The organism is Mycobacterium sp. IDUB_21 (assembly GCF_055419425.1).
Genome location: NZ_JBVAXQ010000003.1, coordinates 406,649 through 420,569, shown reverse-complemented (window position 1 = coordinate 420,569; position 13,921 = coordinate 406,649). Strand labels below are relative to the sequence as shown.

The 13,921-nt window shown below is 69.7% G+C and carries 16 protein-coding genes; 3 read left to right on the top strand and 13 right to left on the bottom strand.

The genetic code is table 11. The features are described from left to right. Nucleotides 1–108: 108 nt before the first annotated feature. On the bottom strand, nt 109–1,590 hold the full coding sequence (gatA, locus tag ACZYY4_RS07275; protein ID WP_463808960.1) for an Asp-tRNA(Asn)/Glu-tRNA(Gln) amidotransferase subunit GatA: 1,482 nt from the start codon (nt 1,588–1,590) through the stop codon (nt 109–111). Beyond that, complete coding sequence (gene gatC, locus ACZYY4_RS07270; RefSeq protein ID WP_463808959.1) at nt 1,587–1,886, bottom strand: Asp-tRNA(Asn)/Glu-tRNA(Gln) amidotransferase subunit GatC; 300 nt, start codon at nt 1,884–1,886, stop codon at nt 1,587–1,589. Before gatC ends, gatA begins: the two co-directional genes overlap by 4 nt. A gap of 39 nt (nt 1,887–1,925) precedes the next feature. Here gatC and ACZYY4_RS07265 point away from each other — a divergent pair, with 39 nt between their 5' ends. Further along, complete coding sequence (locus tag ACZYY4_RS07265; protein ID WP_463808957.1) at nt 1,926–2,591, top strand: ACT domain-containing protein; 666 nt, start codon at nt 1,926–1,928, stop codon at nt 2,589–2,591. On the opposite strand, the gene ligA is transcribed toward ACZYY4_RS07265, so the two are convergent. Next, nucleotides 2,588–4,675, bottom strand: coding sequence for an NAD-dependent DNA ligase LigA (gene ligA / locus ACZYY4_RS07260; protein ID WP_463808956.1), 2,088 nt, complete (start codon nt 4,673–4,675; stop codon nt 2,588–2,590). The two genes, ACZYY4_RS07265 and ligA, sit on opposite strands and share 4 nt — an antisense overlap. A 33-nt stretch (nt 4,676–4,708) precedes the next feature. Here ligA and ACZYY4_RS07255 point away from each other — a divergent pair, with 33 nt between their 5' ends. Then, nucleotides 4,709–5,104: an MmcQ/YjbR family DNA-binding protein gene (locus ACZYY4_RS07255; RefSeq protein ID WP_463808955.1), complete on the top strand. Its 396-nt coding sequence runs from the start codon at nt 4,709–4,711 to the stop codon at nt 5,102–5,104. Here the strand turns inward: ACZYY4_RS07255 and ACZYY4_RS07250 are convergent. The 3 genes from ACZYY4_RS07250 to ACZYY4_RS07240 form a co-directional block, all read right to left on the bottom strand. Continuing rightward, the gene (locus ACZYY4_RS07250; protein WP_463808954.1) at nt 5,101–5,424 is read right to left on the bottom strand and encodes an ArsR/SmtB family transcription factor; all 324 of its coding nucleotides are present in this window, start codon (nt 5,422–5,424) and stop codon (nt 5,101–5,103) included. The genes ACZYY4_RS07255 and ACZYY4_RS07250 overlap by 4 nt on opposite strands. Beyond that, the gene (locus ACZYY4_RS07245) at nt 5,421–5,906 is read right to left on the bottom strand and encodes an SRPBCC family protein (protein WP_463808953.1); all 486 of its coding nucleotides are present in this window, start codon (nt 5,904–5,906) and stop codon (nt 5,421–5,423) included. The genes ACZYY4_RS07250 and ACZYY4_RS07245 overlap by 4 nt, the downstream gene beginning before the upstream one ends. Nucleotides 5,907–5,972: 66 nt before the next feature. Further along, nucleotides 5,973–6,986, bottom strand: a complete 1,014-nt coding sequence (locus ACZYY4_RS07240) for a uroporphyrinogen decarboxylase/cobalamine-independent methonine synthase family protein (protein ID WP_463808952.1) — start codon at nt 6,984–6,986, stop codon at nt 5,973–5,975. Nucleotides 6,987–7,059: 73 nt separating this feature from the next. On the opposite strand from ACZYY4_RS07240, the gene ACZYY4_RS07235 reads away from it, so the two are divergent. Then, nucleotides 7,060–7,647: a sensor domain-containing protein gene (locus ACZYY4_RS07235; RefSeq protein ID WP_463808999.1), complete on the top strand. Its 588-nt coding sequence runs from the start codon at nt 7,060–7,062 to the stop codon at nt 7,645–7,647. Between the two features lie 6 nt (nt 7,648–7,653). On the opposite strand, the gene mnmA is transcribed toward ACZYY4_RS07235, so the two are convergent. The 7 genes from mnmA to ACZYY4_RS07200 form a co-directional block, all read right to left on the bottom strand. Next, nucleotides 7,654–8,730 carry a tRNA 2-thiouridine(34) synthase MnmA gene (gene mnmA, locus ACZYY4_RS07230; protein WP_463808951.1) on the bottom strand — a complete coding sequence of 359 codons (1,077 nt, stop codon included), beginning with the start codon at nt 8,728–8,730 and terminating at the stop codon, nt 7,654–7,656. Further along, nucleotides 8,727–9,905, bottom strand: coding sequence for a cysteine desulfurase family protein (locus tag ACZYY4_RS07225; RefSeq protein ID WP_463808950.1), 1,179 nt, complete (start codon nt 9,903–9,905; stop codon nt 8,727–8,729). Before ACZYY4_RS07225 ends, mnmA begins: the two co-directional genes overlap by 4 nt. 62 nt (nt 9,906–9,967) lie before the next feature. After that, nucleotides 9,968–10,786: a lysophospholipid acyltransferase family protein gene (locus tag ACZYY4_RS07220; protein WP_463808949.1), complete on the bottom strand. Its 819-nt coding sequence runs from the start codon at nt 10,784–10,786 to the stop codon at nt 9,968–9,970. Further along, nucleotides 10,783–11,610 (bottom strand): GNAT family N-acetyltransferase, encoded by an 828-nt coding sequence (locus tag ACZYY4_RS07215; RefSeq protein WP_463808948.1) that lies wholly within the window; start codon nt 11,608–11,610, stop codon nt 10,783–10,785. The genes ACZYY4_RS07220 and ACZYY4_RS07215 overlap by 4 nt, the downstream gene beginning before the upstream one ends. Nucleotides 11,611–11,702: 92 nt before the next feature. Then, the gene (locus tag ACZYY4_RS07210; protein WP_463808947.1) at nt 11,703–12,362 is read right to left on the bottom strand and encodes a nitroreductase; all 660 of its coding nucleotides are present in this window, start codon (nt 12,360–12,362) and stop codon (nt 11,703–11,705) included. A gap of 16 nt (nt 12,363–12,378) precedes the next feature. Further along, nucleotides 12,379–13,110, bottom strand: coding sequence for an SDR family NAD(P)-dependent oxidoreductase (locus ACZYY4_RS07205; RefSeq protein ID WP_463808946.1), 732 nt, complete (start codon nt 13,108–13,110; stop codon nt 12,379–12,381). Then, nucleotides 13,107–13,850, bottom strand: coding sequence for an SDR family oxidoreductase (locus tag ACZYY4_RS07200; RefSeq protein WP_463808945.1), 744 nt, complete (start codon nt 13,848–13,850; stop codon nt 13,107–13,109). Before ACZYY4_RS07200 ends, ACZYY4_RS07205 begins: the two co-directional genes overlap by 4 nt. Between the last annotated feature and the right edge of the window lie 71 nt (nt 13,851–13,921).

The window sequence follows — 13,921 nt, the reverse complement described above, 5'->3', positions numbered from 1 at the left end:
AAACCCCCGCCCCCAGCGACACCGTCGGCATCAACCTTCCCAAGCCCGAACGACTCCAGGCAGCTTGACAACGCCCGATCAGGGGGCTTTTGTGACTGCTCGGCGGGATCAGATCGCGCTGGGCAGTTCCCCACGGGCGGCCTCATAGGCCGCGCCCACCCGGTAGAGCCGGTCATCAGCCAGGGCCGGAGCCATGATCTGCAGGCCCACCGGAAGCCCGTCGTCGCCGGAGAGCCCGGACGGCACGGACATACCGCAGTGCCCGGCCAGGTTCAGCGGCAGCGTGCACAGATCGAACAGGTACATCGCCAGCGGGTCGTCGACCTTCTCCCCCAGCCGGAACGCCGTGGTGGGCGTGGTGGGCGAGATCAGCACGTCGACTGACTTGTAGGCCTCGTCGAGGTCGCGGGCGATCAGGGTGCGCACCTTCTGGGCCTGGTTGTAGTAGGCGTCGTAGTACCCCGCCGACAGCGCGTAGGTCCCGAGCATGATGCGGCGCTTGACCTCCGGGCCGAAGCCGGCCGCGCGGGTCAGCGCCATCACCTCCTCGGCGCTGTGGGTGCCGTCGTCGCCGATGCGCAGCCCGAATCGCATCGCGTCGAAGCGGGCCAGATTTGACGACACCTCCGAGGGCAGGATCAGGTAATAGGCACTCAGCGAGTAGTTGAAGTGCGGGCAGTCCACCTCGGAGACCTGCGCGCCCAGCGCGGTCAATTGTTCGACGGCGGCGTTGAACGACGTCAGTACACCCGGCTGGTAGCCCTCCCCGCTGTGCAGCTGGCGGACCACCCCGATCCGCACGCCCGACAGGTCACCGCCTGCCCCGGCGCGCGCAGCGGCCACGACATCGGGCACCGGTGCATCGACCGACGTGGAGTCGCGCGGGTCGTGCCCGGCGATCACGGCGTGCAGCAGCGCGGTGTCGGCCACGGTGCGCGCGCAGGGCCCACCCTGATCCAGCGACGACGCGCATGCCACCAGCCCGTAGCGACTCACGGTGCCGTAGGTGGGTTTGACGCCGACGGTGGCGGTCAGCGCGGCCGGCTGGCGGATGGAGCCCCCGGTGTCGGTGCCGATCGCCAGCGGCGCCTGGAACGCCGCCAGCGCCGCGGCACTCCCCCCGCCGGACCCGCCCGGCACCCGCTCGACATCCCACGGATTGCGGGTGGGGCCATAGGCGGAGTTCTCCGTGGAGGAGCCCATCGCGAACTCGTCCATATTGGTCTTGCCCAGGATCGGGATGCCCGCGGCGCGCAGCCGCGCGGTGACGGTCGCGTCGTAGGGGGGCCGCCAGCCTTCCAGGATCTTCGATCCGCAGGTGGTGGGCGCGTCGATGGTGGTGAACACATCCTTGAGAGCCAATGGCACCCCGGCCAGTGCCGACGGCGCCTCGCCGGCCGCGATGGCCTTGTCCGCGGCCTCGGCGGCGGCCAGCGCCTCTTCGGCGCCGACGTGCAGGAAAGCCCCATAGCGCTCGTCGGTGGCCTCGATCTGGTCGAGGTGGGCGCGGGTGACCTCGACCGAGGACACCTCGCGGGCGGCGATTCTGGCCGCCAAGGTGGCCGCGTCGGAACGGATCAACTCACTCACTGGCTCTCCCCCAGGATCTGCGGGACCGCGAACCGGTTCTCGACGACGCGGGGCGCGGCGGCCAAGGCCTGCTCTTGGGTCAGGCACGGCACGATCTGGTCCGGCCGGGTCACGTTGACGTCCTTGAGCGGGTTGTCGGTCGCCTCGACGCCGGTGACGTCGACGGCCGCAATCGTGCTGACATGAGTCAGGATCGCGTCGAGCTGGCCGGCGAAGCCGTCCAACTCGTCCTCGGTCAGCGCCAGCCGGGCCAGTCGGGCCAGGTGAGCTACGTCGTCACGGGAGATCTGGGACACGGCCGCCAAGCCTAGTCGGGCTGTGGAACAGTGTTCGCCGTGCCTTCCTATCTGCTGCGCGTCGAGCTCGACGACCGCCCCGGCAGCCTCGGCTCGCTGGCGGTGGCGCTGGGCTCGGTGGGAGCCGACATTCTCTCCCTGGACGTCGTCGAGCGCGGAGCCGGATCAGCGATCGACGATCTGGTGGTCGAGTTGCCGCCCGGGTCGATGCCCGACGTGCTGATCACCGCCGCCGAACGACTCGAGGGCATCCGGGTGCACACTCTCCGCCCGCACACCGGGCTGCTGGACGCACACCGCGAACTCGAACTCATCGACCACGTCGCGGCGGCCGGTGGTCGCCAGACCAAGCTGCAGAAACTGGTCGACGAAGCGCCCCGGGTGCTTCGGGTCAGCTGGGCCGCGGTGCTGCGCGCCGAGGGGTCTGCCGGGGGGTTCCGCCGGCTGGCCGGCAGCGCAGGCGCCCCGGAAACCGCGGTGGTCGCGGTGCCGTGGTTGCCGATCGAGCGCGCCACCGCCTTGGACAACACCGCCGACTGGGTTCCGGCGGTGTGGCGGGACATGGATATTGCGCTGCTGGCCGCCCCACTCGGTGACCCGGGCACCGCGATCGTGTTGGGCCGCACCGGCGGGCCGGCCTTCCTGACCGCCGAGGTGGTACGGCTGGGTTATCTGGCCGGGATCGTCGCGACCCTGCTGCGCTAATCCGTTGAGGCGCCGTCGTCGGCAGCCGGTCCCTCGGCCAGCAACCTGACGAACCCGTCCTCATCCAGGATCGGCACGCCTAGTTCGACGGCCTTGTCGTACTTGGACCCCGGCGCATCACCGGCGACGACATAGGCGGTCTTCTTCGAGACCGACCCGGCGGCTCGGCCGCCGCGCGCGACGATGGCCTCCTTGGCCTCATCGCGGGAGAACCCGGTCAGCGAGCCCGTCACGACGATGCTCAGGCCCTCCAGCGTGCGTTCGATGCTCTCGTCTCGTTCGTCGGCCATCCGCACCCCGGCGGCCCGCCACTTGTCGACGATCGCACGGTGCCAGTCGACGTCGAACCATTCGGTGACCGCCGTGGCGATGGTGGGGCCGACGCCCTCGACGGCGGCCAGCTGCTCGGTGGAAGCCGCGGTGATCGCATCCAGGCTGCCGAATTCGGTTGCCAGCGCCCGGGCCGCGGTCGGGCCGACGTGGCGGATCGACAACGCCACCAGCACCCGCCACAGCGGTTGAGATTTGGCCTTGTCGAGGTTGGCCAACAACTGTTGGCCGTTCTTGGACAGCACACCTTTCTGCGTGGTGAACAGCTCGGTGCGCAGCAACTCGTCCTCGGTGAGCGTGAACAGGTCGCCCTCGTCGGTGATGACGCCGGCGCTCAGTAGCGCGATCGCCGCCTCGTAGCCCAGGGCCTCGATGTCGAAAGCGCCGCGGCCGGCGACGTGGAACACCCGCTCGCGCAGCTGCGCCGGGCAGGATCGGGCGTTGGGGCAGCGGATGTCGACGTCGGCCTCCTTGGCCGGCGCCAGCAGGGTTCCGCATTCCGGGCAGTGCGTCGGCATCACGAATTCGCGTTCGGTGCCGTCGCGCAGGTCGACGACGGGCCCGAGCACCTCGGGGATCACGTCACCGGCCTTGCGGATCACCACGGTGTCGCCGATCAGCACCCCTTTGCGTTTGACCTCCGAAGCGTTGTGCAGGGTGGCCAGCCCCACCGTCGAGCCGGCGACCTTGACCGGGGTCATGTAGGCGAACGGGGTGACACGGCCGGTGCGACCGACGCTGACCCGGATGTCGACCAGCGTGGTCTGCGCCTCCTCCGGCGGATACTTGTAGGCCACCGCCCAGCGGGGCACCCGCGAGGTGGCGCCGAGCCGGCGCTGCAGCCTCCGCTCATCGACTTTGACTACCACTCCGTCGATTTCGTGTTCGACGTCGTGGCGGTGCTCGCCCCAGTAGACGATGCGTTCGGCCACCGCCGCCATGCCCTCGACGCGGGTGGTGTGGGTGGAGACCGGCAGTCCCCAGGCCTTCATCGCGGTGTAGGCGTCGTGCAGGGTGTCGGGGTTGAAGCCTTCGGTGTAGCCGAGGCCGTGACAGACCATCCGCAGGTTGCGCCGGGCGGTGACGGCGGGGTTCTTCTGCCGCAGTGAGCCGGCCGCACTGTTGCGGGGATTGGCGAACGGCGGCTTTCCCTCGGCGACCAGTCCGGCGTTGAGGGTTTCGAAGTCCTCCAGCCGGAAGTACACCTCGCCGCGCACCTCCAGCACCGCCGGGACCGGGAATTCGCTGTCGGCGGTGAGGAATTCGGGAATGTCGACGATGGTGCGCGCGTTAAGCGTCACGTCTTCGCCGACGCGACCGTCACCGCGGGTCGCCCCGCTGCTCAATCGGCCGTCGCGATAGACCAGACCCAGCGCCACCCCGTCGACCTTGAGCTCGCACAGGTAGCTGGTATCGCCGCCGATCTCACCGATGACCCGGCCGGCCCAGGCCGTCAGCTCATCGGGCGAGAACACGTCTTCCAGCGACAGCATCCGCTCCAGGTGCTCGGCCGGCGCGAAGTCGGTGGTGAAGCCGGCCCCGCCCACCAGCTGGGTGGGCGAGTCGGCGGCGCGCAGCTCGGGGTGTGCCTCCTCAAGTGCGAGCAGCCGGTTGAACAGTTCGTCGAACTCGCCGTCGGTGATGATCGGCGCATCCTTGACGTAGTAGCGAAACTGGTGTTCGCGTACCTCTTCGGCCAGGTCATGCCACTGCCGCCGGATGTCGGGGGTGACGCTGTCCGCCTCTGGGCTCACGTTGGCAGGTTATCTGCTGGCTACCCTGGCGGCATGCCGCACCCGATCATGTTCCGCGATGACGACCCGGGTCTGACGGACCTGCGCCGCATCGCCCTGGGGTTTCCCGAGGCCATCGAGAAGATCTCCCATGGCCGCCCGGTGTTCTGCGCCCCCAAGATGTTCGCGATCTACGGCGGCAGCACCAAGGTCACCGGCGCGATGGTGCGCCACCCCCACGCGCTACTGGTCAAAGTCGACGAGTCCGAGCGGCGGGCACTGGAGCAAGACTCGCGATTCTTCTATCCGATGTACCTGGGTCCGTCCGGTTGGCTGGGACTGGATTTCACTGCGGCTCCGGTGGATTGGGACGAGGTCGGCGAGCTGATCGACGCCTCGTTTCGGCTGACCGCGGCGCAGCGGCTGATCCGGCGTCTGGACGGGACCTAATCCTCGACAACCTCGACGAATGCCCGCAGCCGCTCGATGGCGGCGTCCCAGCGCCGCGACAGTCCGGTGAGATAGTCGCTGGCATCGGCCAGCTGCTGAGGCTGCACCGTCCAGATGCGCCGACGACCGCGACGGCTGCTGCTGATCAGACCCACCGCCTCCAACAGCTGCAGATGTTTGGTGGCAGCTTGACGCGTTACCGGAATGGCGTCGGTTATCTGCGACGTCGAACACGGCCCTCCGTCGCAGAGGCGCCCGATGATGCGCAACCGGTTCGGGTCGCCGAGCGCGTCGAAAACGGGCGCCTCGATGACCGTCACGCCCGCTCCAACTCCAGGTATTTGCCCACCAACCGAACCTGGTGCGCCCAGCCGCCGGTGTTCGCCTCGAAGGCGCTCGATTGCCGGGACGCCGGCAGTGCGTCGAAGCCGCTCTCGACAATGGTGAGCCGCACTCCGTCGGTCGTCTCGACCAGGGTGAACTCCACCAGCGTGGTGGGTTCGTCCTCGACGTCTGTCTCACCCGGGCAGGGGTGCCAGCGGAAGGCGAGCCGCCTGCGCGGTTCGACCGTGACGACCTGCCAGGTGCTCCGGTTGCCGGCGTGCGGTTCCTGCAGCCGGGCAACCTCCTCATCGACGGTCGTCGGCGTGATCGTCGCCGTCACCGACGCGCCGGCGACAAAGGGACCGTCGATCCGGACGCCGAACCATTGCCCGAACTGCCCCGAGTCGCTGATCGCGCGCCAGACCCGGTCCAGCGGTGCCCGCAGCACGACTTGCTTCTCGATACGGTCGCTGCTCATATGCAACCTCCTGGTTGCCTATCAGTACAGCAAGTCTACGGCTGAAGCGCAACTTTTTGGTTGCCCTTATATCGCCTCGGGATCGCCGGCCAGCGCCTCGCCCACTTTTCGCACCAGGCCGGCCGCGGTGCGCGCCCACGCCGCGGTGGCGCCGGCCATCCCGCAGACCGGGCTGATGCCGACCCGCTCGGCCAGCACCGAGCGGGCAAAGCCGATCCGGTCGGTGATCGCGGCCGCCGCGGCGGCCAACTCCTCCACGGACGGGGGCCGCGACGACGCGACCGCCGGAATCAGCCCCATCACCACGGTGCGGCCGGAATCGATGAACGCGCCGATCTGGTCGTAGTCTGTGGAGTCCAGCGCGGTGCAATCCAGCGCTAATGCCGTGATCACGCTGCGTTGCAACACGTTCCACGGCAACTCAGAAGTACAGGTGTGCACCATCACCTCGCCTCCCACCGCCTCGACGCAGCCGTCGAGCAGCGTCGTCGCCACCGTTTCGTCGATGGCGCGCACCGGACTGAACGAGGTGACCCCGGCCAGCCGACCGGTCACTGCGGCGGCCAGGGAGGGCTCGTCGAGCTGCACGATCACCGGAGTGTCGAGCCGGCGGGACAATTCGGCCCGGTGCCTCTTCAGGCCCTCTGCCAGCGATGCGGCCAAGTCCCGTACCGCACCGGGGTCGGTAATGGCCCGGTGCCCTCCTGCCAACTCCAGTTGCGCGGCCAGGGTGAGCGGCCCGGGCGCCTGCACCTTGACCGGATGCCCACCGCCGCGCAGGCCGGCGATCTCCCAGGCTTCTTCGAGGGCGTCGGTGTCCTCGGCGAGCAGGCTGACCGCGCGACGGCTCAGCGCGCCGGGGCGCGCGGCCAGTCGGTAGCCGCGGGGGGCGGTGTCGATGGCGATGTCGACCAGCAGCGCACCGGCCCGGCCGATCATGTCGGCACCGACCCCGCGGCCCGGCAATTCGACCAGGTGAGCCAGGCTTGCGCCCAGCTCACCGACGACCACGTCGGCGGCCTGCCGCGCGGAGATGCCCGGCCAGGAGCCGATTCCGGTCCCGACAGCGAAGGCATTCACCCGGCAACCGTATCGGGATAACCTTTCAGCGGTGAAAACATGGCGGCGGGCACTGATCTGTGGCCCGGTCGCGATGTTGCTGGGCTGCACCCGATTGGTCGGCGGTGCGGCGTTGCCACCGGTCGGTCCACTTATGGCGGACGGCGTCCTAAGCGTCGGCCGGCTCATGCTCGATACGTCCCGGATGCGCGGCATCACCGGCTCCGGCGAGGAGCTGACCATCATCCCCACAATGGATTCCACCGCGCCGGTGGACATCGACGAGCTCGCCGCAACCGTCCCGCCGCCCTGCCGCTTCATCTACGCCGAGACGATGGTGTTCGGCAGCGAGCACACCCAGTTCCACAAGACCACCTACCAGTACCCGCCCAAAGGCGCTTTGATCTCCGAGGGTGCCGCGGCCTACCCCGACCCGGAGTCGGCCCGCCGCGCCCTTGACACTGTGGTGACTACCGTCGCCGAGTGCGCCGACAGTCCCACCGGGCCGGGGTTGGTCGGCGAGTGGAGCGCCGATGAGCAGTCGCTACATACCCGTCCCGGTGCCTGCGGACGTGCCTACCTGCTGAAATCGGTGGTCCTGTTTGAGGTCACGCACTGCGGCTTTTCCGAGTCGATCGCCGACCTGGTGCTGACGAACATGGCGGCCGAGGTGCCCGGGTAGGTCGACTCACACCCCGGTGCCGGCGATCGTGGCACTGGCGATGACCTCGTCGCCTTGTGCGTCCGGGCGGTAACAGGCCAAGGTCTGGCCGCGGGCCACGCCGCGCAGCGGCTCACGCAGCCGCACCCGCAGCTCGTCGCCGACCAGTTCGGCCAACGCGCCGACGGTCTCGCCGTGGGCGCGCACCTGCACCTCGCACTCGAGGGGGCCCTGCCACGCGCTCCCCGAGGTGAACACCGGCGCGCGCCCGGTCAGCGCCACCACGTCCAGGTCGGCGACGGCCCCCACCGTGACGGTGGCGGTGGCGGCGTCGATGCCGGTCACATACCGCGGCTGGCCGTCCGGGCCGGGGCCGGCGATGCCCAGGCCCTTGCGCTGGCCGATGGTGAACGCGTGTACCCCGTCGTGTTCGGCCAGCACCGCGCCGCCGGCGTCGATGACGGCCCCGGGCCGGACACCGATCTGGTTGCCCAGGAAGGTGCGAGTGTCGCCGGTCGGGATGAAGCAGATGTCGTGGCTGTCGGGTTTGCTCGCCACGGCCAGGCCGCGTTCGGCGGCTTCGGCGCGGATTGCCGGCTTGGGTGTGTCACCGATCGGGAACGCCGCGTGGCTGAGCTGTTCGGCGGTCAGCACCGCCAGCACGTAGGACTGGTCCTTGTCGGCGTCGACCGCGCGGCGCAGCCGGCCGTCGACCAGCCGGGCGTAATGGCCGGTGGCCACCATGTCGAAGCCGAGCGCCAACGCCCGGACGGCGACTGCGGAGAACTTGATCTTCTCGTTGCACCGCACGCACGGGTTCGGGGTCTCGCCGCGCGCGTAGGACTCGACGAAGTCGTCGATCACCTCTTCTTGGAATTGTTCGGAGAAGTCCCACACGTAGAACGGGATGCCCAGCACGTCGGCGACCCGGCGGGCGTCGTCGGAGTCCTCCCGCGAGCAGCAACCCCGCGAGCCGGTGCGCAGGGTGCCCGGGTTGCGGGACAGCGCCAGGTGCACGCCGACCACGTCATGTCCGGCGTCGACCATGCGGGCCGCGGCAACCGACGAATCCACCCCACCGCTCATTGCGGCGATTACCTTCATCGCGGCACCCCCGCAGCGGCCAGCATGGCGTGGCGGGCCCGGTCCACCGCGCCCGGGAGCACCGCCAGCACCGCGTCCACGTCATCATCGATGCTGGTGTGTCCCAACGACAGTCGCAGCGAACCACGAGCGATCACCGGATCGGCGCCCATCGCGGTCAGGACGTGTGAAGGCCGTGCCACCCCGGCGGTGCAAGCCGAACCGGTGGAGCATTCGATGCCGTTGGCGTCCAACAGCATCAGCAGGGAATCACCTTCGCAGCCGGCAAACGTGAAGTGCGCGTTGCCGGGCAGCCGCTCGGTGCGCGACCCGTTGACGCAGGTGTCTTCGATCGCCGCGAGCACCCCGTCGATGAGCCGGTCACGCAGGGCCGCGACACGGTCGGCGGTCACCTCAAGTGACCCGACAGCGATCCGCAGTGCGGTCGCCATTCCGACCGCGCTCGCGACATCCGGTGTGCCCGAACGGATGTCACGTTCCTGACCGCCGCCGTGCGTCAGTGGAACACAAGACACGTCGCGGCGTATGAGCAGTGCGCCGGCGCCGCAGGGCCCACCGAACTTGTGGGCGGTCAGACTCAGCGCGGACAGTCCACTAGCGGTGAAGTCGACCGGCAGCGCCCCTACGGCCTGCACTGCGTCGGAATGCATCGGCACCCCGAATTCGGCGGCGATCGCAGCGAGTTCGGCGATCGGCATGACCGTGCCCACCTCATTGTTGGCCCACATCACCGACACCAGCGCGACGTCCTCGGCGTCGCGCAAGGCTTCCCGCAAAGCATCCGGTGACACCGACCCGTCGGGTCCGGTGGGCAACCAGGTGATCTCGGCGCCTTCGTGGTCGGCCAGCCAGCTGACCGAGTCCAGCACGGCGTGGTGCTCGATCTCGGTGGTGATGATCCGGCGCCGGCGGGGGTCGGCGTCCCGGCGGGCCCAGTAGATGCCCTTGACCGCCAGGTTGTCGCCGTCGGTGCCGCCGGCGGTGAACACCACTTCGGACGGGCGTGCGCCCAGCTGCGCGGCGATGGACTCCCGGGACTCCTCCATCCGGCGCCGCGCGGTGCGACCCGCGGCGTGCAGCGACGAAGCGTTGCCGACCCTGCCCATCACAGCCGTCATCGCCTCGATGGCCTCGGGGTACATCGGGGTGGTGGCGGCGTGATCCAGATAGACCATGACCGGCCCAGGATACCGGGCACTTCGAGCCGGCCCGGCGCGGCGGCAGGCTGCCGGGGTCGTCAACAGAAGATGCAGGCCGGTCGGGTCGGCTGTGCCCGGCACCCGACCGCGGCCTGGCAGCGGGCGGCCAGCTCACGGCGATCGGCTCCCGGCAGCTGCAGGGATGCGACGTGCACCTGCGCGACGACGCCCCGTGCGGTGATCAAACGCCGCATCGAGGCCACCAGGGTGTCGTCGCCGACGAAGGCCGGCAGGGTCGAGCGCGCTCCGTCGTGGCGGTGGTAGGTCAGCCGCAGCGGCTGCACCGGGCGCGACGCGTCGACGGCGGCCTGGAACATCGCCGGATAGAACCTGCCGTGGGCGCGCCCGCACCAGGTGGTGCCTTCCGGGAACGCCACGACGGTGCGACCGGCCCGCAGCCTGGCCGCCACCGCCCCGACCACCGCCGGCAGCCGCCGCAGGCTGTCCCGGTCGATCGGAATGATCCGCATGAGCCGGGCCAGCGTCCCGATGCCCGGCCAGCTGATCAGGTCGGCGCGTGCCACGAACATCCCCGGCGACACCGCGCCGACGACGAACACGTCCAGCCAGGAAGTGTGCGCGCTGACCACCAACATGCCGCGTAGGTTGCGCACCGGTCCGCCCGTGGTGATCACCCGCACCCCGAAACAGCGCAACACCAACCGGCAGCAGCCGCGCTGGAACCGCACCCGCCCCGGGAGCGGCACCGCAAGCAGTGGCAGCACCGGAACGAGCAGCAGGACCAGCGCGAGCCGCAACACCACCACCGCCGGGGACAGCTGCTCGACACCGCCGCGTACGCACGCCGGCGTGCAGAATCCGCGGGGCGCCCAGGCGTGCGTCACGGGCCCGGTCACGCGTCCGCGGTGGCGCCGGCCACCGAAGACACCGCCGCCACCGAGCGCAGCCGGTGCAGGTAGCGCGTGTCGGCTTCGCTTCGGCACAGCAGCGCCGGGAAGTCCCCGACCCCGAAGGCGGGGTCGTGGGCCGGTTCACCGCAGATCCGCGCTCCCAGCCGCAGGTAGCCGCGCAGCAGCGGCGGCATGACCGGGCGGGCCGGCGGCGCGATCTCGTCGAGCGATCTGCCCTCGAGCATCACCGGCCGGTACGGGGTCACCCGGTGCGGTGAGGCGTGCCGGCGGCGCACGAAATCACGGACGCCGCGGATCTGAGTGCCGGGCGGGCCCTCGCCGTTGACGGGCACCGACACGCAGCCGGTGATGTAGTCGTACTGGTAGCGGTCCAGATAGGCCAGGATCCCGGCCCACATCAACAGCACGACGGCGCCGTTGCGGTGCCCCGGGCGTACCACCGCCCGGCCCATCTCGACCAGCGACGGCCGCAGCGGGTCCAGCGCTCCGACATCGAATTCGCTTGCGCTGTAAAGGCCACCGGCGGCGATGGCGCCGGTCGGGGGCAGCATCCGGTAGCAGCCGACCAGCGCTCCGGAGTTGTCGTCGCGCACCAGCAGGTGGTCGCAGAATTGGTCGAACCGGTCGGCGTCGCGGCCGTCGGCGGCGTAGGGCAGGGCGAAACCCGGCTCGGTGCTGAACACCTCGTAGCGCAGCCGCTGGGCGGCTTCGATCAGGGCGGTGTCGGTGGATACCAGCAGCGAGTAGCGCGGGGTGTCGGTCGTGGCGGTTTTCGGGTCGGGGGCGATGAGTACAGAACCAGTGCTCACACTCAGCACGGTGGCGCAGCCATGCGGCGCCGAGGCAATCACCGCATGACATGTCGGTGCACGCTCGGTGACGACTTGTGCCCGGCGGCAGTTCAGTTACCGAGAAACACCACGTTGTCGCTGACGGGGTTGCGCGGAATGCGCAGGTTGTTGGCGGGAAAAGCGGGGTCGGCGTAACCGATGCACAGTCCGCACAGCACCCTGAGGTCGTCGGGGATGTCGAGTTGTTCCCGCACGATCTCGGGATACATCGCCGTGGACACCTGTACGCAGCTGTCCAGTCCGCGGTCGGTCAGGGCCAACAACAACGTCTGCAGGAACGCTCCGACCCCGACCGCATCAGCTAATCCCAGATCCTGGTGCATACACACGATCCCGGCTACCGGGGCACGGAAGAACTCCCAGTTGCGGCGCTGGGCATTCCACCGTCCGTCGCCGTCTTCTCGGGCCAGTCCCATCGCGCCGTACACCAGCGCGCCGAGTTCGCGGCGTAACCGGTTGTGCGACTCGGGAAGTCCGCCGATCACTTTGGGCCGGTTGACCTGCACCTCGGCGGATAATGCCGCCACCAGACGTTCGCGGCGTGTGCCGGTGACGATGAACAGGTGCCAGGGCTGGATGTTGGAATTCGACGGCGCCCGCATCGCCAGGCTGAGGGCCTCATTGAGCAGCTCGGCCGGGACCGGTTTGTCGGCCAGGAACATTCGCGACGAGTGTCGCCGATTGACCACGTCATCCAAGCGGGTGTCCATGTTGCGACTCCAACGCTCAGGCGGCGGCGCCGCCGCCGTCGGCGTGCAGTGTCGAGCCGGTGACGAAGCTGGAGCGCGGGGAGGCCAGAAACAAGACGGCTTCGGCGATCTCGGTCGCGTGCGCGGTGCGACCGAGCGGAAGCGTCCGGCCCAGTTCGTCGTTGACGTCGCCCCACTCGGCGACCACCCCATCGGTGGCCGTCGGGCCGGGCGCGACGCTGTTCACCCGCACACCCTGCGGTCCGAATTCGGCGGCCCAGGTGCGGGTCAGCGATTCCAACGCGGCTTTGGACGCACTGTAGCTCGACGCACCGGGGACGCCCTTGAACGCGACCATGCTGGTGACGTTGACGATGCTGCCGTAACCGCGCCGCAGCATCGCCGGCACCAGGGACGCGACCAGGAAGTAGGCGCCGCGCACGTTGGTGTCGAACGTCGACTCGAAGGATGACACGTCCTGTTCGATGGTCAGCGCGCCGGGGAAGCTGGCGGCGTTGTTCACCAGGATGTCGACGCCGCCATCGCCGCATTGCCGGACAAGGTCGTTCACCGATTCGAGGTCGGACAGGTCGGCGGCCACGAACCGCACGCCGGCGCCCAGCTCGGCGGCGGCTGCGGCGCCGCGGTCAGCGGACCGGCCGGTGATGATGACCGCGGCGCCGTGCCGCGCGAGCAGCCGTGCGGACTCGAGCCCGATGCCCGCGGTCCCGCCGGTCACCAGTGCGGTCTGGCCGGCAAGTTCGTTCACTGCGTCGCCAGCCAGTCCGCCAGGCGGGTCTGAGCCAAAGTCGCCTCAGCGCCGGTGACCAGCCCGGTGTCGCCGACCTTGGTGCCGAAGTAGACCGCCTCCGGGTCGACGACGATCGGCAGGGTCTCACCGCGGTGGGCCAGCGCCACCGCGGCCAAGTCGGCGAAGGTCATCTTCTCCGGCCCGCCGACCTCGACGATGCCGTCGACCGGCGCCGCCTGGGCGGCCCGGGCCACCGCGGCGGCCACGTCGGCGCCGGCGATCGGCTGGATCAGCCCCTCGGGGGCCCGAACCACGCCGTCGACGGTCAGCGACGCGGTGATCGCCTCGGCGAACTCGTGGAACTGGGTGGCGCGCACGATCGTGTACGGCAGCCCCGATTCGGTGATGATCCGTTCCTGGGCGACCTTGGCGCGCATGTAGCCGCTGTCCGGCAGGGTGTCGCAACCGACGATCGACAGCGCCACGTAGTGGCCGACGTCGGCCGCCTTGGCGGCCGCCACCTGGTTGGTCGCCGAACGGGTGAAGAAGTCCATCACCGGGTCATCGTCGAAGTTCGGCGAGTTCACCACGTCGACCAGCACGTCGGCGCCCGACAGTGCCTCCACCAGGCCCTTGCCGGTGAGCACGTCGGCGCCGGTGTCGCGCGACGCCGCCACCGGCTCATGCCCCGCGGCGGCCAACAGCGCGACCACCTTCGAGCCGATCTGCCCGCTGGCGCCCATCACAGTGATTTTCATGTCTTTCAGACCTTCCGTTTGCCGTTTACGCTCCCTTCACATTGGCACCGGAGAAGCCGTGGGTGTACCCC

What these genes read in the sequence shown, in the direction of transcription:
- ACZYY4_RS07255 (WP_463808955.1), top strand. Translation starts at nt 4,709, where the DNA reads ATGCCGCACCCGATCATGTTCCGCGATGACGACCCGGGTCTGACGGAC.
- ACZYY4_RS07245 (WP_463808953.1), bottom strand. Translation starts at nt 5,906, where the DNA reads ATGAGCAGCGACCGTATCGAGAAGCAAGTCGTGCTGCGGGCACCGCTG.
- ACZYY4_RS07235 (WP_463808999.1), top strand. Translation starts at nt 7,060, where the DNA reads ATGTTGCTGGGCTGCACCCGATTGGTCGGCGGTGCGGCGTTGCCACCG.
- mnmA (WP_463808951.1), bottom strand. Translation starts at nt 8,730, where the DNA reads ATGAAGGTAATCGCCGCAATGAGCGGTGGGGTGGATTCGTCGGTTGCC.
- ACZYY4_RS07225 (WP_463808950.1), bottom strand. Translation starts at nt 9,905, where the DNA reads ATGGTCTATCTGGATCACGCCGCCACCACCCCGATGTACCCCGAGGCC.
- ACZYY4_RS07210 (WP_463808947.1), bottom strand. Translation starts at nt 12,362, where the DNA reads ATGGACACCCGCTTGGATGACGTGGTCAATCGGCGACACTCGTCGCGA.
- ACZYY4_RS07200 (WP_463808945.1), bottom strand. Translation starts at nt 13,850, where the DNA reads ATGAAAATCACTGTGATGGGCGCCAGCGGGCAGATCGGCTCGAAGGTG.